Origin of the sequence: Gilliamella sp. Gris1-4 (genome assembly GCF_001690335.1) — a bacterium.
GTDB classification, from domain to species: Bacteria; Pseudomonadota; Gammaproteobacteria; order Enterobacterales; family Orbaceae; genus Gilliamella; species Gilliamella apicola_P.
In genome coordinates this window covers 71,835-89,612 of record NZ_LZHA01000047.1, presented here as the reverse complement: position 1 = coordinate 89,612, position 17,778 = coordinate 71,835, and the positions used below count along the sequence as shown (strand labels likewise).

Here is a 17,778-nt window from a genome sequence, read left to right as displayed (position 1 = left end):
TTTATGCCTTTTTAAATAAGAGCGTAAACATGATCTGTAACTGCTGTTCTTGCTTGCTGATTTTTAGATTCTGAAAATCAAGATAATAAAAATCATCCGTTAATGATGAAATTAAAGCCATAAAATCAAAAAATTTCCCTTCTAATTCAATATCCCAATTAACCGTATTGTCAGTTTGATAATGTTTAAAGGAACTTAGTGTTAGATGATTTTGTTCAATAGCCAACGCTAATTCTTTTTCAGATATCAAACTATATAAACTATTTTTACTTTCCTGATAACGCCTTACTTTTGCCTGTAACAATTCAATTTCAGTAATCTTTTGCTGATATAACTCGGCCTTTAGCTCAGCTTGTTGCTGGTATTCTTTAATAAAAAGTTGATAAACAATAACAAAAAATGCTAAACAACATAAAATACACAATGCGTACTGTTGCCAAACTGGGCGATAGAAAAAATCACGGTTCATTAAGTTCCATTTCCATTTCAAAAAATAAATTATTCTTATTGGTCGATACTGTCTTTATTTGACTTTTAGCGATATTTTTTAGCATTAACAAATTTTGATTAAAATGAGTAAGTTCGACATAACTAAAGCTTTGCCCTTCTATCGCTAATTTTTTAGGTTCATAATAGAAAGAATCAAGCCAAATTACTGAAGGTAACTGCGCTGAAAGCAATAATAGGGATTGCTGAATTTGTTTTTGGCTTAATGACGGATTAGGCAAATAATTAGCTAATTCTTCAGTTAATTTTTGTACTACCTTTTGCTGGTGTAGTAATTTTTCATCATAAGTTTGTAAATCATTTTTAGCGTGTACCCACAAATAACAGAGCAAACAACTTATTATGCCCATAAATCCAATAACCACGCCTGTCAATTGTCGTTGATGTTTTGTTTGTTTCTCTTGCCGCCAAGGTAAAAAATTAACTTTATTATTTTCAAATCGACAACCTACAAAAGTTAATAGTCGTTGATGCTTTTTAAAAAGATTGATCCAATTTTCAATATAATGACGTTCAACTATCATCACTGTAATTTGTTTTGTATGTTCAGTTGAATAAACAAAATCAAAAAACACACTTTTAGCCGACACTTGGAATAATTTATAGATGTTAGCTTCAACGTATAAACTCAATTCATTTAAATTTAGCTTTACATCAGGTAAGGTTAATTGTTGTATTTGAATTAAATTGATATCCAAATTAAGTTCAAATACCGCACGCTCAGAAATTTTTTTTCGTAACTCATCAATAAAAATATCTATATCATTTTCATTTTGATAATTAAATACAATCAGATCTTCGCTAGTGGCTGTTGTAGCATTTCGCTTAACTGAATTTTCAATCCTATAGCGTAAAATTGTAGGTTCGACATAAATAATGACGCTACTTTTATTAAAAATCATGATGGATTATCTTCTTGTTTCTGATAATAGCATCACTTAATCATAATCATCTTTTCCTAAATAAAAACTGACAAAAGCGATTTTTGCGAACTATCACCCAAAAAATGTTTAAAATTAAATCGAACGAAGTAGATTTTAGAGAATTTTAAAAAAAAAGGTTGACTGAAATAAGGCGTGCCTTATAATGCACATCCACACGGTAAGGGTGATTAGCTCAGTTGGGAGAGCACCTCCCTTACAAGGAGGGGGTCACTGGTTCGAACCCGGTATCACCCACCAATCTTTACCGTGGCGTTTCAGTAATGAAACACTTGGGGTGATTAGCTCAGTTGGGAGAGCACCTCCCTTACAAGGAGGGGGTCACTGGTTCGAACCCGGTATCACCCACCATCTTTAGATGGGTCGTTAGCTCAGTCGGTAGAGCAGCGGACTTTTAATCCGTTGGTCGAGCGTTCGAATCGCTCACGACCCACCACTTTATTGAATAATTCCTAAATAAATCCAATCAATCTAATTAAGCAAAGAAAAGCGATGAGAACGATAGCGTTCGACAAATTTGTCTGGAACAAATTTGAACAACACGCAGTGTTGGCCCCGAAAGGGTGAGGCACACGATGTGCCGAATAATCGCTCACGACCCACCATTTTATTGAATAATTCCTAAATAAATCCAATCAATCTAATTAAGTAAAAAAAAGCGATGAGAACGATAGCGTTCGACAAATTTGTCTGGAACAAATTTGAACAACACGCAGTGTTGGCCCCGAAGGGGTAAGGCATACGATGTGCCGAATAATCGTTCACGACCCACCATTTCATGACATCAATATTTAATCAATAAATAACCCACTTAATTACGCTATACTAAACCAATAAATACGATAAAATAATTAAGTTATTTATTTTATAAGGAAGTTGTATGCTAAAGTTTTTTGCAAAACTATCATTATTTTTATGTTTTAGTATTGCTACTAATGCTGATCAACAAACATTATTTGATTTTAATGAGGAATATCAAAAAGCAACAGAACAAAAAGATGCAGAGGCGCAATATCATGTAGGCCTTATGTACGCTGATGGCTCATATACTAAAAGACGGCACTTTAAAGGTTTCGAATATGGTTTTGATGAGCAATTAAAAGCACAACCTGATTATATTAAAGCAAAAGAGTGGTTTGAAAAGGCTGCCAATCAAGGTCATATCGCAGCTCAACACAGTTTAGCCTTATTGTATTACAATGGACAAGGAACAAAACAAAACTACTCTAAAGGAATTGCGTGGGATACAAAAGCAGCCAAAAAAGGAGATGCCGTTGCTCAATACACATTAGCAACACTCTATTACAATGGTACAGGAGTGAAAAAGAACTATTTCAAAGCCAAACAATGGTTTGCTAAGGCCGCTGAACAAAACTATTCTGATGCCAAAGATCATTTAGATGTTGTAACAAAAAAGGTTAATGCCATTGTAACCAAACAACAGGCCAAGAAAAAGCAAGCTAGTAATAACGATTGCGGTTGTTAATAATTAATCTGTCACACCAAAATAGAAAAATATCAAAAGATATCTATACATTAAATCATTGCTTTCAATGGACTTTTCAAAATAAGCACAAATAGACTTGCAAACAAGTTAAAAACATTCTTTAATAAAAATTTGGGCTCCAAATATAGAGGCAGTCAAATGAAAAAATTATTATTAATAATATACTTATTTGTAAACGCGCCTATTTTTGCAACACAAAATATAGAATATAACTTTGATGTTGAATATAAAAAAGCAACAGAACAAAATAGTGCTGAAGCACAAAACCGGTTAGGTTATATGTACCAGTACGGTCTAAACGTTAAACAAGATTATGCTAAGGCTATTGAATGGTACCAAAAGTCGGCTAATCAAAATTACGCCGATGCACAAGTAAGTTTAGGCTACATGTACAATTATGGTCTCGGCGTAAAGAAAAATTTGCTTAAAGCAAAGCTGCTATATGAAAAAGCAGCCTCAAGCGGTTATGCTTTAGGCCTATTTAATCTAGGAGCACTTTACGAATTTGCAGAAAAAAAACATTATAGAAAAGGAATTGAACAAAATTCAGATAATAATATTATTAGCCAAGACTATGTTAAGGCAAAATATTTTTACGAGAAAGCAGTACAACTAGGCAACAAAGAGGCTCAAAACAATCTTGGTAGATTTTATTATATTGGAATTGTTGTTAAAAAGAACTATACCAAAGCTAGAAAACTATATGAACAAGCAGCCAAGCAAGGCAATATATATGCACAGCATAATTTAGCAAATATGTATTACAATGGATTAGGTGGATTAAAAAAAGATTTTGCTAAAGGTGTAGAATTAGATACACAATCTGCACAAAGCGGAAATCCTGAAGCACAATATAGCTTAGGTTGGTTATATTATAATGGCTCATGGTTTGAAAAAAATTATACAGAAGCTAGAAGATGGTTTCAGTTTGCCGCTGAACAAAACCATGCCATTGCACAATACAATTTAGGTATTATCTATCAACAAGGATTAGGAGTTACAAAAAATATCCATACTGCAAACTATTACTTTCGACAAGCTTGCCAAAATAACTATCAAGAGGCCTGCAAATATGTCAAGAAACTTCTTTAATAAAAATATAATATTGGCAATAGGAAATAACAAAATGACACTATAAAAGGTATTCAAACTGCTAAACATTACTTTTAAACAATATTGTAAAAATAATATATATCAAGCTTGTCAAGAATAACCTTACACTATTCCCAAATAATAATTATTAGTTCAACGTTTTGGTTATGTATGTGCTTAATGCACATCAAATACATACATAACCAAACAATAGGCAATATAGAACATTACAGCACCAATTATCCAGTCCAATATTACCCCACATTCTTTTCTTTCTAAATAGCGGTATGAGTAATTTTGCTCCGTAACCAAGACTAAAAAACCATATGAATGAAACACTGACGGCACCAACCAAAAATGCAAATTTTTGTTCATTAGTTAACGTGCCAGCAATTCCACCCACAATAACAACAGTATCCAAATAGACATGAGGATTAAGTAGTGTAACAGCCAAAGTTGCCAGTACAACTTTTAATAAGTTGTTATTATTTAATGACTTAGATTCTATTTGTATGCTACTTGTGCCTTTAATTGCACTTTTAAACGCACAAAAACCATACCAAATTAAAAAATCGCCCCAGAGATTGCTAAAATATTAGTAATTAAAGAATTGCTACGAATAAAAGTACCTACCCCAAAAATCCCTATTGACATTAAAGCAAAATCACAAATAAAACAAATTGCCGACATATAAAAGATATGATTTTTTAATAATCCTTGCTTGAGTACAAATAAATTTTGAGCACCAATAGCAATAATTAAACTAGCCGAAATGAAAGCACCACGTAATATTTCCAATAGCATTTAGTTATAACACCAGAATAAAGATAAGAAAATTTATTATATAATCTAAATGCTATAAGTTTATAACAAACGTATTGAATTTGTTATTTGTTATTTTTCTCTAACCACAATAGTTTGGTTTTATTTTTGTTTAAATAGAGAATGATCATTCCAATAGCTAACCAAATAATACCAACCATTTTTGCGTCGTTATCAATATGTAATAATACAGGTAATAGCACTACAATACCTATAATGGGCATAAAGACATCTAAAAACCACGAAAACCATCCTTTTGAGCTTTTTTTAAACTTAAAATAGCCAATTACAGATAAATGTAACATGATAAATGCAGTTAATGCTCCAATATCAACAAATGAAACTAAAGTTGGCAACCCTTTAGCATTATTAGCAGCAATAACAACTAAACATAAATTAAATAGCGCTGCAAATATAATAGCCATTGTCGGTACACCACTTTTTTTTCCTACTTTTGCAAAAAATGAAGGTAAACGTTTGTCACGCCCCATACTGAATAAAAGACGACTTGCTGCGGCTTGTCCAACCATTGCTGCAAATGATGCACCAATAGCTTTCATTAAACCTAGTGCCCACCCTAACCACAGATTAATTTCTTGATTAACAATATGATAGTAAACTTTACCTTGTAGTTCTGGATGACTACGCAAATATTCAGGGTTATAAGGGTTAAGTAAGCTACCGACATAAATTTGTAGCACAAATAAACACCCAGCTAAAATTAAACAACATACAATCGCTTTACTAACTAAATTATGAGGTCCGCCATTTTCTTCGGAAAAAGTAGCAATAGCATCAAATCCCAAATAAGATAATACAGCAATAGACACAGCATTAAATAGATTACTCCAACTGAATAAATTACCACCAATAAAAGGTTGTAACCAATCTCTGTTACTACCATTAGTGGCTATTATCCAAATACCAACAGATAACACAGCAAGTAATATAATAATTTCAAATATCAAGATGATTAACGTAATTTTAGTCGATTTTCTAACACCAACTAAATTCAGCGTAGTAGTTAACATTACAGCTAAGCATGTCCATAACCATACTGGCACTTCGGGAATCAATGCATTGAACGATATACCGCTAAATAAGTACGCAACGGCAGGGATAAACATATAATCAAGTAACAACAACCAGCCTACTAAAAATCCAGCACTAGGATGAATGCCAATAGAACAATAAGCATAAACAGCTCCCGCATGCGGTAAAACGTTTGCCATTCTGGCATAAGAAAGCGCGGTAAATGCCATTACAAAAGTTGCTATGATATAAACCAAAGCAACTGCACCATCACTTATCGCATCTAAAACACCAAATAATCCTACAGGTGCTGCTGGACCAATAAAAAGCAATCCCAGAATGACTAAATCCCGGAATCGCATATTTTTATTTAACTGTTGCATAATCATTCTCGTATCACAATTATCTATAATGATGAAATATTAAATGATTAATTCACAACGTGCTAAGATCAGCTTGTTATTAGATTATAATTATTTGTTATAAAAAAATACTTTAGTGATATTCTTTAACCTCATAGGTATAAGACATTTTTGCTGTTTTACCAAGCATGATAGAGGCACTGCAATATTTTTCTGATGCAAGTTTTACGGCTGTTTCGACTGTTTCGTTATCGATATTAATACCCGTAATGACAATATGAAAATTAATTGACGTATACACTTTAGGAGAGGATCCTGCTTGAGTTTTATCAATATCTATCCAAAGATCACGAACATCTTTTTTTTTATTTTTTAAAATCGCAATAATATCATAAGCCATACAACCAGCTGCACCATGCAATAAAAGCTCCATAGGGCGAGCTCCACGATTACGACCGCCATGTTCAATACCACCATCCATCACTAGCGAATGCCCACTTGCAGTTTCACCTAAAAAACCAAATTCATCAATCCACTTTAAACGATCTTTCATTATTATCTCCTTTAAATTTATCTTTAACTTCTTATTAGTTACAATTTATTAAATAACATAATCGTTTTTAATCATGCTGTCATCTTTTTGATTATTACTTTATTGATCAAATATGATAATGTTAGTGAGCTTTTTACTAATAGAATCATTAAGATCTTTTAAATTATTCGGGTAAAATCACTGTATTATTTGCAATATATATTAGCAATATGTAATTAAAATCAATGGTCTAATCTTAATTTTTGCTTAACAAATAATTATACAGATTGGCTTACCCTACTCTAAGGATTAAATATGATTTTTGAATTTATTATCTTTCTTTTAATAGGGGCTGTTGCTGGGTTATTAGCCGGTATGTTTGGCGTTGGTGGTGGCGCACTAATAGTACCATCTTTAATTTTTACCTTAAATTATTTTAATATAGGTGATCCTTGGGTTAACCATATTGCTATTGCAACATCGTTAGCTACCATTATTGGCACAAGTCTGTCTTCTAGCTATATTCATAATAAAAACAAAAATATTCAATGGAATATTCTAAAAAAAATGGTTTTGGGTTGTATGATTGGTACTTTGAGCGGCTCATACATAACACCTTATATTCCTGGTTTTTGGTTAAAGTGGATATTTATCGTTTTTCTTATCTATGTTAGTAGTAAATTTATTCTACAAACAAATAAAGTATCAAATAATCAAATTGATAAAAATCTTTCTTTAAATAATAGTATCTTTGTATTTGCTGGAATTTTGATTGGACTTTTTGCAGCCCTTGTAGGTGTTGGTGGTGGCATATTAGTTGTACCATTTTTGCAAAGATGTGGTGTTGATATACGTAAAGCCATTGGAACATCTGCCGCTTTCACCGTTCCCGTTGCCATAGGTGGTAGCATTGGCTACATAGTAGCGGGTTGGAATAACCCTCAATTACCAAACTACTGTTTAGGTTTTATTTATTTACCTGCTGCATTAGTTATTATGCTAACAAGTATCCCGATGGCTAAGGTAGGTGTACAACTTGCGCAAAAATTATCGATTAAAAAATTAATTAAATTCTTTGGTATATTTTTATTATTGCTTGCAACAAAATTAATCATTTCTTAAACATCATTAACAAATAAAAAGGCCGCAAAAACGACCTTATCAGTTTTGATACAATACCATTAAATGACTATCTTGCTTCTTTAACTGCAAGTCCTAATTGCCAAACGGCCATTGCATAATGAGTGCTATGGTTATAACGGGTGATAGTGTAAAAGTTGGGTAATCCATACCAGTATTGGTAACGATCGCCCATATCAAGACGCAATAAACTTACCTGCGTATGTCCTTCTAATGAACTTTGTGGTTTTAATCCTGCTTTTGCTAATGTTTCAATGGAGTATTTAGTACTAAAACCAGTATCAAGTGATAGTGCTTGTCCATCAGCCATCACAGCCACTTTTTTACCTCGTTGCCAACCATGTGACTTAAAATAGTTTGCCACACTACCAATAGCATCAACGGGATCCCATAAATCAATATGCCCATCATGATTAAAATCAACAGCGTGGCGTCTAAATGCTGATGGCATAAATTGACCATATCCCATAGCACCAGCAAATGATCCACTCAAATCAAAGGGATCAACGCCTTCATCTCGGCACATAACTAAAAAATCTTCTAATTCGTTAGAAAAATATTGCGCACGTCTTGGATAGTAAAAGGCAAGAGTTGACAAGGCATCAATGATTTTAGTTTTTCCCATCACTCTACCCCAACCTGTCTCAACGCCAATAATGCCAACAATAATTTCGGGTGGCACTCCATATTCATTATAAGCACGCTGTAATTCTTTTTGGTATTGGTTCCAAAATTCAACACCACGAGGAAGGTTACTTGGTGTAATAAATTTATTTTTATATCGAATCCAAGCGCCATTTGGTGCCGTTGGCGAGGTTGTTTTTGGTGCTTGTTTATCCATTAAATTAATTACCCAATCAAGCTTATTGGCTTGAGCAAGCACATTACGGAGTTGTTGACGATTAAAACCATGCTTACTGACCATTCTATCAATAAATTTTTCTTTATCTAAGTCTAATGAAGCACTAGCGATTTTTGATTGATTGTGATCTTTTTCCAGATAAACACCGCCTTTAACATTTGCATGTCCACGGTGTTCTCTCATGGGAGATGTTGAAGATCTGTCACTACTACAAGCTGCAAGCAATAAAATTGTACTAATAAAAATGGCAATACGCTGCATAAAAAATCCATATCTTAAGTAATTAAAAATCGACAACATCATAAGATATTTATTGTTGTTTAACAATATTTGGACATGATTCCCCTTCCGCAACTTGTTTGATATTATTTAACGTCGTATCAGAAATATTTAATAATGCTTCTTGTGTTAGAAAGGCTTGATGCCCCGTGAAAATAACATTATGACAGGAAGATAAGCGACGGAACACATCATCTAAAATAACATCATTAGATTTGTCTTCAAAAAAGAGATCACGTTCGTTTTCATAAACATCCATGCCTAAAGCACCAATTTTTGTTTTCTTTAATGCATCAATAGCTGCGGTTGCATCAAGTAATGCGCCACGACTTGTATTGATAATCATCACGCCGTCTTTCATCTTTTGGAAAGAATCTTTATTCAATAAATGATAATTTTCAGGGGTCATAGGGCAATGTAAAGTGATAACATCAGATTTTGCATATAACTCATCTAACTCAACATATTGCGCTCCTAATTCAACTGCAACATCATTAGGATAAGGATCATAGGCAAGGATATGCATACCAAAACCTTTCAAAATGCGGATAACCGCTTGACCAATTTTGCCCGTACCAATGACACCAGCGGTACGATTGTGCATATTAAATCCAGTTAATCCATCTAACGAAAAGTTAGCATCACGAGTACGCTGATAGGCTTTATGTGTTCTTCTATTTAACGTCATCATTAAAGCCACTGCATGTTCTGCAATCGCTTCAGGGGAATAAGCGGGCACACGCACTACTGTAATACCTAACTTTTCAGCCTCAGCTAAATCAACATTATCAAACCCAGCACAACGAAGCGCTAAAATCTTAATGCCATAACTTGCTAATTTTTTTAATACTTTTTTATCTACTTCGTCATTTACAAATGCACAAACTGCGTCATAACCTTGGGCTGTAACCACAGTTTTACAGCTAAGTTTATGTTCATAATATTCGATATCAAAGCCATATTTTTTATTAGCGATTTCTAAATGTTCTTTATCGTAATGCTTACTACTAAAGACAGCCACTCTGATTGAACTTTTCATATTACTACACCCCCTCTTAATGGTAGTTTGTTAATTTATTATTGACATTAATTTTATACTGAAACACATAGTTACCGGAAACTTTTTAACAAAGAACAGCTAAAATAATGAATCTCTAGCTTTAAAAAAGTTATTGCACATAACTTTCTTATATTGAAAACATGACTTTGGATAAAACGGTCAATCTTGGTTTGCTGAATTATTTTTTATATGTTGTGTGCTATGATAACACTTTGCCAAAAACTAACAATAAAGTTAAATAATGAATAAAAAATTAGCTCATATTTTTTTTAATAGAAAAATGTTGTTGTGCATTTATACAGGCTTTTGTTCTGGACTTCCTTTTTTCTTTATTATTCAATTAATTCCAGCTTGGCTAAAAGTTGGAGGCGTAGACATAAAAACAATTGGTGCTTTCGCATTAACCCAAATTCCTTACTTATGTAAATTTCTCTGGTCACCATTATTAGATAAGATGTCACCTTTCTCATTAGGGTATCGTAAAGGTTGGTTATTTTTAACTCAATTAGGGCTCTTAATTATCATGCCTATGTATGGTTTTTTAACTCCCCAAGATAACATTAAAATAGTCGTTGCTTTAAGTTTGTTAACAGCTTTTATTTCTGCAACTCAAGATATTGCAATTGATGCTTACAGAAGAGAAATTTTAAGCGATAACGAACTTGGTAGCGGAAATAGTATACATATTAATATTTATCGAATATCAGGATTCGTCCCTGGTGGATTATCTTTGGTTCTTGCTGATTATTTATCATGGATGGAAGTATTCGTATTTACTGCTGCATTTTTTATACCAATACTATTGATTACGATAAGATTAAAAGAGCCATCACATATCAGTGTAATTCATTCAGATAAATCTATTTTCAAACAATCAATAAATGAGTTCATTCATCGACAATCGTTGCGTAACACTTTATTTATTATTGCCTTTATTTCATTTTATAAGCTTGGTGATAGCCTTGCTACATCTTTAACTACACCTTTTTATTTAGATATGAATTTTGAAAAGAGACATATAGGAACTGTAGTTAAAAATGCGGCAGTCTGGCCAAGTTTATTAGGTGCTTTTTTAGGCGGTTTTATTATTTCAAAATATGGACTCAACCGCTCATTGTGGATATCGGGATTTGTGCAAATGTTTTCTATTTTAGGTTTTGCCTTTTTATCTTACCAAGGGCCTTTTTTAACTATTACTTATAGTCAACTTATCACATTGGCGACTGTAATTAGTTTTGAATCTATTGGTGTTGGAATGGGCTCAGCTGCTTTAGTTACTTTTATATCAAAAAAAACAAGCCCATTATTTACCACAACACAGTTTGCACTACTAACTGGTTTTTCAGCTATACCAAGAACATTAATAAATTCAACATCAGGTGTTTTAACATCACATTTAGGCTGGACAAACTTTTTTTGGTTATGTTTTATTCTTGCTTTTCCCGGTATGTTATTATTGTTAAAAGTTGCCCCGTGGAATAGCCAATCTTAGGAGAAAATATGGACAAACTAACCCAAGCATTCGACTTTAGACATGCATGTAAAAAATTTGATAATACCAAAAAAATTAGTGATGATGATATTAAATATATTTTAGAAGCGGGTCGTCAATCTCCTTCATCATTTGGCATGGAGCCATGGCATTTTGTGGTTGTTGATAGTCACAAGATAAAAGTTGAATTACGTAATGTTTGCTATAACCAAGAACAAGTTACCAGCTGTTCACATTTTGTAATTGTACTTTACCGCAAAGCCAATAATTTTACGTTACAGAGCGATTATTTACGACAAACAATTGCACGCACCTTACCTGATCCCAATAACCAAACCGATATTGATATTGCCTGTCAAGGATTTATCAATTTTTGCGAACAAGGCTTAGCCGACGGTTTAACCATCAACCACTGGTCAGAAATGCAAGACTATATCGCTAGTGCCAATATGATGACTGCAGCGGCATTTCGTGGTATTGATTCATGTGCTATTGGTGGATTCGATCATGATAACGTCATAAAGATCCTAGAAAAATATATTCCACAATTTGGTGGCGACTCATTCGGGATAGGACTTTGCTTAGCTTTTGGTTATCGAATTAATGAACCAACAGCGCATATTCGTTGGCCACTTTCAGACTTAACAACGTATCTATCTGATAACAGCGAAACGAATTAAACAATAGGCACCTTCAATCACAAAATGGTAATTGAAGGTGTTGATAAAAATAGATAACTTAATTATTCAATTGATTGATAAAGCGCTTCCGCTTCAGATGAAGCTGAATCCATAATAAAGGCAATTCCAGATAAAATATTCCCAATCTGTGGATCGGTAATATTTTGTTGTACTGAGTTTAAAATCTCTTGAGCCCAATTAATTTTTGTAAGTACAGCTTCAACACTTTCTTTTGAAGGATTACTCATCTTCTCTCCTACTGTTAGGATGTTAACTAAACCAATAATCAAAAATATCTTATTAAATAATAAAAAATTTCAGATAAAGGATATCAGAATAAGAAAATCGCATATTCTAAACAGTAAAAACACAAACAAAAATTAATGTAGTTTAAATAAAGAATAAATGTATTTAAAATAATTGAAAAGAAAAAGATAAACTTGTAGTTTAATGAAAATTAACGCAATACAAAAAAGCCTATTATGATTACCTATTGCTGCAATAAACAATTCTTTTACATTATAACGATTGATAATGTTAGACTTATTGGCAATAAATTGCGTTAACTTTGTCTAAAATCGTCAAAATTTTAAAATAAGTAAGGATTTAAAATGAAAACCAAACATGCTCGTTTATTAATACTTGGCTCTGGTCCTGCCGGTTACACTGCTGCTGTTTATGCCGCACGAGCTAACCTTTCACCCGTGTTAATTACTGGAATGCAAGAAGGTGGGCAACTAACAACCACAACCGATCTTGAAAACTGGCCAGCCGGTGCTCCTGATTTAACAGGACCAGAATTAATGGTTAAGATGAAAGAACATGCAGAAAGATTTAATACTGAAATTATTTTAGATCAAATTGATCGCGTTGATTTTAGCACAAAACCATTTAAGCTTTATGGTAGCGAAACGCAATACTGTTGTGATGCGCTTATTATTGCAACTGGCGCATCAGCGCAATACCTTGGTTTACCGTCAGAAGAAGCATTCAAAAGTAAAGGTGTGTCGGCTTGTGCTACCTGTGATGGATTTTTCTATCGCAACCAAAAAGTTGCTGTCGTGGGTGGTGGCAATACCGCGGTTGAAGAAACGCTTTATTTAGCCAATATCGCAAGTGAAGTACATTTAATTCACCGTCGAGATACCTTTAGAGCAGAAAAAATCTTAATGGATCGCTTAGAGCAAAAAATTAAAGAAGGTAAAGTTATCCTACATACTCATCGTGTAGTTGATGAAGTTTTAGGGGATAACATGGGAGTAACTGGAGTTAGAATCCGTAGCTCACAAGATCCTAATATTACCGAAGAGTTATCGGTTTTAGGCGTGTTTATCGCTATTGGCCACAAACCAAACACCGCTATATTTGAAGGTCAACTTGAACTAAATGGCGGTTATATCAAAGTACAATCAGGCACGCAAGGCAACGCTACTCAAACCAGTGTCGAAGGGATTTTTGCTGCTGGTGATGTAATGGATCATGTCTATCGTCAAGCAATCACTTCAGCAGGTACAGGCTGTATGGCTGCTTTAGATGCAGAACATTATTTGGATAATTTAAAATAAGCAGTAAAGATCTTTATGTCATTAGATAAAAAACGCCAGACCTATCTACTTGGTTGGTTAAAACAGCAAGCAAAAATGCATAAAACTAATTTGCGTGCTTCAATTTTAACCAGCTTGGTTTTAACTATATTAGTTATTATTCAATCTGCATTACTCGCTGTAATTTTGCAAAAAATTATTATTGAACAACACTATTTTGTGGATATTCTGCCTTTTTTTGGCGCACTAATTGCAGTGTTACTTGGTCGAGCAGGCTTAATTTATCTACGCGAAAAGATCAACTTTGCCATAGGCAAAAAAGTTCGTCAGCAAATTCGACAGCAATTAATTGATCAACTTGAGTTGCATGGGCCTGCTTATTTAAATCAAAGCACGATCGGCGCATGGAGTACGTTGCTTATTGAACAAGTTGATAAATTGCATGACTTTTTTGCCCGTTATCTTCCCCAAATGCGATTGGCAGGCATGGCACCGATTTTAATCTGCATTGCTATCTTCCCATTTAACTGGGCTGCTGCTACAATTTTACTGGGCACCGCCCCCCTGATTCCTATTTTTATGATTTTAGTGGGAATGGGAGCCGCTGATATTAATCGTCGTCATTTTAAAGCGCTCGCATATTTAAGCGGTCATTTTTTAGATCGTTTAAAAGGACTCAATACCATTCGATTATTCAACCAAGGCGAAAAACAAACTAACGAAATAGCCATTGCCTCTGAAGATTTTCGTATTAAAACTATGCAAGTGCTCAAAATAGCCTTTTTATCTTCAGCCGTATTGGAGTTTTTTACTTCTATTTCAATCGCCATTGTGGCGGTTTATTTTGGATTTTCGTATTTAGGCGAATTCGATTTTGGTGCATATAATAGAACGGTTACTTTATTTGCTGGTTTTTTTGCGCTAATGTTAGCCCCTGAATACTTTCAACCTTTACGTGATTTGGGCACTTACTATCATGCCAAAGCTGAAGCAATCGCAGCAGCAGATAATATCGAAAGTTTTTTAAGTAAAAAAATCGCACCAAAACAAGCCAATGATAATATAACAAACATAAAATTGACTGAACCATTAAAAACAATTGAAGCAGATAATTTAATTGTATTATCTAACGAACAACAACCTATCGTTGGTCCATTATCGTTTAGTTTGCAAGCACCATTTAAATTAGCTCTAATAGGAACTAGTGGCGAGGGTAAAACTTCGTTAATGCAAGTACTACTCGGTTTTTTACCTTATCAAGGCTCACTAAAGATTAATGGTATTGAATTTAATCAATTAGATATTAATGATTGGCAACTACAAGTAAGCTGGATTGGTCAAAATCCTTACTTGATTAATGGTACTATCCGTGAAAATATTTTATTGGGTAAACAAAATGCAACCAACCATGAACTGGATAACGTGATAGCCAAAACCCAATTGACCGAAGTTATTGCTAAATTACCACAAGGCATTAAAACCCAAGTTGGCGAAGATGCGGTACGTTTATCAGTTGGACAAGCACAGCGGATCGCCTTAGCCAGAGCAATGCTAAAACCCTGTCAATTATTGATTCTTGATGAACCAACTGCTAGTTTAGATAAACGAACCATCCAAAATTTGGATCAGCAACACATTGCCCCTAATAGCATTACAATTACTCATCAAACAGATGACATGCAAGATTTTAAACAAATCTGGCAATTGGCTAATGGTAAGCTACACTGTGATATCAAGGGGGATTTATGCTAGCTATATTACGCCCTTATATCGCACTATATAAACACTATTTTGGGCAAATTTTATTGGGATTATTTTTGTCAATTCTTACCCTATTTGCCAGCGTATTTTTGCTGTCATTATCAGGGTGGTTTTTGGCTTCTACCGCTTTTGTTGGCGTTGCAGGTTTGTATACTTTCAATTATATGTTGCCTGCTGCTGGTGTTCGTGCTGCGGCAATTATTCGAACCGCTGCTCGCTATATGGAGCGTTTAGTTGATCATAATACTACATTTAAAATCTTAGCTTATTTAAGAACGTTAGCTTTTCGTAAGATTTTGCCCTTAAGTGCCAATCAATTAGCCCACTACCAACGGGCTGACTTGCTTAATCGCTTTATTGTCGATATTGACGCACTTGATCACTTATACCTAAAACTTTTTTCACCTATTGTAACCGCACTTGTTACCATTGTTGTTTTGTTTGTTGGGTTAGCAAATATAAACTTACCTATTGCGTTAATTATTACTATTATCCTTACAACCACCTTACTTGTGGTTCCGGTCATTTTTTATCAAGCAGGAAAACAACTCGGCAAAACACTAGCTAAACAACAAAGTGAATATCGTTTATTATTAATTAATTATCTACAAGGACAAGCTGAACTTATCCTATTTAATGCACAACCACGCTATCGTGCTAAACTTGATGAGCTTGAATCAAACTGGCTTTATAACCAGCAACGTCAATCAACATTAATGGCACTATCAAGCGCATTGATTGTGCTGATTGCTGGATTTTTAACGTTGCTTGTTCTATGGCTAATTACCCAATACACCCTATCCCCGTTAGTGGCACTATTTGTATTTGTTAGTCTTGCAAGTGCTGAAATACTCATGCCAATTCCTGGCGCATTTATCTTTTTAGGGCAAGTACTTACTTCTGCCACACGCACAACGGCTATTTTTAATCAAACGCCCAACATTCAATTTGTTTCTAAAGGTAAAGCGATAGATTTAACTACAGCAAAATTAAAATTTGAACAAATTAATTTCAGCTACCCAAATCAACCTTTTGCGATATTAACTGATTTTTCCTTAACGGTTGAACAAGGTGAACATATTGGAATAATTGGTAAAACAGGTTGTGGTAAATCAACTTTATTAAGCCTAGTAAATCGGACTTGGGAGGCAAGCTCCGGCAATATTTATTTTAATGATACCCCAATAAATCAACTGGATGAAAAAACTTTGCGACAAGCCATTGCAATGGTTCCACAAGTTATTACTATTTTTAGTGAAACTTTACGGCAAAATTTACTCATTGGTAATCCTAATGCAACTGATCAACAGCTTATTGAGGTTCTACATCAAGTTGAATTGGACAAATTACTAACTACAGAACAAGGTTTAGATATGCTAATTGGACAAGGTGGGCGTACTTTATCTGGTGGTGAAATTCGTCGTATAGGCATTGCAAGAGCATTACTGCATAATTCCCCTTTAATTTTAATGGACGAACCAACAGAAAGCCTTGATCAACGAACAGAACAACAAATTATCCAATTGATAAAGCAGACATGTAAAGGCAAAACACTAATCATGGTTACGCATCGTTTGACTGATAATCCGCTGTTTGATCGAATTATTTCTCTTTAATCAATGGTTTAATTTATATATCATTCATTGCTTATAAAGGACTATATTTTGTGGTGTGTTTTTCTATAAAAAACATTCAGTTAATGTATTAGACTTATTAGAGTTTTCTTTATTTATAAATAAAATAAAAACATTAAAACAACTTCTATTTTTTATGACGGATGATTTTAGGGTGGTTGTTCTTACCATTTCAGGTGTAATAAGGGCCAAGTCAGTTGGTTGTTTGCTAATATTATCAATTTTAAATATAACTTTTAACACCAGTAGTCGGGAAGTTGCGACTGTAAGGTGAAAAATATAATAAATTGAACAATAAAATCCCACTTTTATTTCACTTGTCGGTAAGTTCAGCATATCAATTCTGCTTTACTTAGCTGACTGTAAAAATAAGCTGGATTGATGTAGTAAATAACCGTTCAGCAATGAATTTTTTGCTGTTAGGGACACCATACGAATACTTAAAACATCGCTGTAACCAACTGCTTGGTTAATTTTATTTATAATGCTTACTATTAAACTATCCTACTTTGGTTAAACCATTTCTATATT

At 33.8% G+C, this 17,778-nt stretch carries 15 protein-coding genes, 3 tRNA genes and 1 pseudogene; 11 read left to right on the top strand and 8 right to left on the bottom strand.

The genetic code is table 11. The features are described from left to right. Window position 1 precedes the first annotated feature (1 nt). Window positions 2–469, bottom strand: coding sequence for a hypothetical protein (locus A9G31_RS06570; RefSeq protein WP_065560974.1), 468 nt, complete (start codon window positions 467–469; stop codon window positions 2–4). After that, complete coding sequence (locus A9G31_RS06565) at window positions 459–1,409, bottom strand: PilN domain-containing protein (RefSeq protein ID WP_065560973.1); 951 nt, start codon at window positions 1,407–1,409, stop codon at window positions 459–461. The genes A9G31_RS06570 and A9G31_RS06565 overlap by 11 nt, the downstream gene beginning before the upstream one ends. Before the next feature lie 203 nt (window positions 1,410–1,612). On the opposite strand from A9G31_RS06565, the gene A9G31_RS06560 reads away from it, so the two are divergent. The 5 genes from A9G31_RS06560 (at window position 1,613) to A9G31_RS06540 (ending at window position 4,047) form a co-directional block, all read left to right on the top strand. Next, a tRNA-Val gene (locus tag A9G31_RS06560) sits at window positions 1,613–1,688 on the top strand. Between the two features lie 35 nt (window positions 1,689–1,723). Then, a tRNA-Val gene (locus A9G31_RS06555) sits at window positions 1,724–1,799 on the top strand. A gap of 9 nt (window positions 1,800–1,808) precedes the next feature. Beyond that, window positions 1,809–1,884, top strand: a tRNA-Lys gene (locus A9G31_RS06550). 444 nt (window positions 1,885–2,328) lie between these two features. Further along, the gene (locus tag A9G31_RS06545; RefSeq protein WP_065560972.1) at window positions 2,329–2,934 is read left to right on the top strand and encodes a tetratricopeptide repeat protein; all 606 of its coding nucleotides are present in this window, start codon (window positions 2,329–2,331) and stop codon (window positions 2,932–2,934) included. A gap of 159 nt (window positions 2,935–3,093) precedes the next feature. Continuing rightward, window positions 3,094–4,047: a tetratricopeptide repeat protein gene (locus A9G31_RS06540; RefSeq protein ID WP_065560971.1), complete on the top strand. Its 954-nt coding sequence runs from the start codon at window positions 3,094–3,096 to the stop codon at window positions 4,045–4,047. A 177-nt stretch (window positions 4,048–4,224) separates the two neighbouring features. Here A9G31_RS06540 and A9G31_RS12095 read toward each other — a convergent pair. From A9G31_RS12095 to A9G31_RS06525, 3 genes and pseudogenes are all read right to left on the bottom strand, one after another. After that, a pseudogene (locus tag A9G31_RS12095) lies at window positions 4,225–4,851 on the bottom strand (LysE/ArgO family amino acid transporter). A gap of 83 nt (window positions 4,852–4,934) precedes the next feature. Then, on the bottom strand, window positions 4,935–6,284 hold the full coding sequence (locus A9G31_RS06530) for an APC family permease (RefSeq protein ID WP_218056397.1): 1,350 nt from the start codon (window positions 6,282–6,284) through the stop codon (window positions 4,935–4,937). 112 nt (window positions 6,285–6,396) lie between these two features. Further along, on the bottom strand, window positions 6,397–6,816 hold the full coding sequence (locus tag A9G31_RS06525) for an OsmC family protein (protein WP_065560969.1): 420 nt from the start codon (window positions 6,814–6,816) through the stop codon (window positions 6,397–6,399). Window positions 6,817–7,110: 294 nt separating this feature from the next. Between A9G31_RS06525 and A9G31_RS06520 the strand changes: the two genes are divergently transcribed. Beyond that, window positions 7,111–7,917 carry a sulfite exporter TauE/SafE family protein gene (locus A9G31_RS06520; protein ID WP_065560968.1) on the top strand — a complete coding sequence of 269 codons (807 nt, stop codon included), beginning with the start codon at window positions 7,111–7,113 and terminating at the stop codon, window positions 7,915–7,917. A 67-nt stretch (window positions 7,918–7,984) separates the two neighbouring features. On the opposite strand, the gene mltB is transcribed toward A9G31_RS06520, so the two are convergent. Beyond that, window positions 7,985–9,058: a lytic murein transglycosylase B gene (gene mltB, locus A9G31_RS06515; protein ID WP_065560967.1), complete on the bottom strand. Its 1,074-nt coding sequence runs from the start codon at window positions 9,056–9,058 to the stop codon at window positions 7,985–7,987. A gap of 49 nt (window positions 9,059–9,107) precedes the next feature. After that, on the bottom strand, window positions 9,108–10,103 hold the full coding sequence (locus tag A9G31_RS06510) for a 2-hydroxyacid dehydrogenase (protein WP_065560987.1): 996 nt from the start codon (window positions 10,101–10,103) through the stop codon (window positions 9,108–9,110). Window positions 10,104–10,377: 274 nt separating this feature from the next. On the opposite strand from A9G31_RS06510, the gene A9G31_RS06505 reads away from it, so the two are divergent. Beyond that, window positions 10,378–11,628 carry an AmpG family muropeptide MFS transporter gene (locus A9G31_RS06505; protein WP_065560966.1) on the top strand — a complete coding sequence of 417 codons (1,251 nt, stop codon included), beginning with the start codon at window positions 10,378–10,380 and terminating at the stop codon, window positions 11,626–11,628. Window positions 11,629–11,636: 8 nt separating this feature from the next. Beyond that, window positions 11,637–12,308 carry an NAD(P)H-dependent oxidoreductase gene (locus tag A9G31_RS06500; RefSeq protein ID WP_065560965.1) on the top strand — a complete coding sequence of 224 codons (672 nt, stop codon included), beginning with the start codon at window positions 11,637–11,639 and terminating at the stop codon, window positions 12,306–12,308. Between the two features lie 62 nt (window positions 12,309–12,370). Here the strand turns inward: A9G31_RS06500 and A9G31_RS06495 are convergent, their stop codons facing one another. Further along, window positions 12,371–12,556 carry a hypothetical protein gene (locus A9G31_RS06495; protein WP_034909658.1) on the bottom strand — a complete coding sequence of 62 codons (186 nt, stop codon included), beginning with the start codon at window positions 12,554–12,556 and terminating at the stop codon, window positions 12,371–12,373. Window positions 12,557–12,919: 363 nt separating this feature from the next. Between A9G31_RS06495 and trxB the strand changes: the two genes are divergently transcribed. From trxB to cydC, 3 genes are read left to right on the top strand one after another with little or no spacing between them, the layout of a single operon-like run. Continuing rightward, window positions 12,920–13,873: a thioredoxin-disulfide reductase gene (gene trxB, locus A9G31_RS06490; RefSeq protein WP_065560964.1), complete on the top strand. Its 954-nt coding sequence runs from the start codon at window positions 12,920–12,922 to the stop codon at window positions 13,871–13,873. A gap of 15 nt (window positions 13,874–13,888) precedes the next feature. Beyond that, entirely contained in the window at window positions 13,889–15,604 is a 1,716-nt protein-coding gene (gene cydD / locus A9G31_RS06485; RefSeq protein WP_065560963.1) for a heme ABC transporter permease/ATP-binding protein CydD, read from the top strand. Further along, window positions 15,598–17,229 (top strand): heme ABC transporter ATP-binding protein/permease CydC, encoded by a 1,632-nt coding sequence (gene cydC / locus A9G31_RS06480; protein WP_065560962.1) that lies wholly within the window; start codon window positions 15,598–15,600, stop codon window positions 17,227–17,229. Before cydD ends, cydC begins: the two co-directional genes overlap by 7 nt. The last annotated feature ends 549 nt before the right edge of the window (window positions 17,230–17,778 follow it).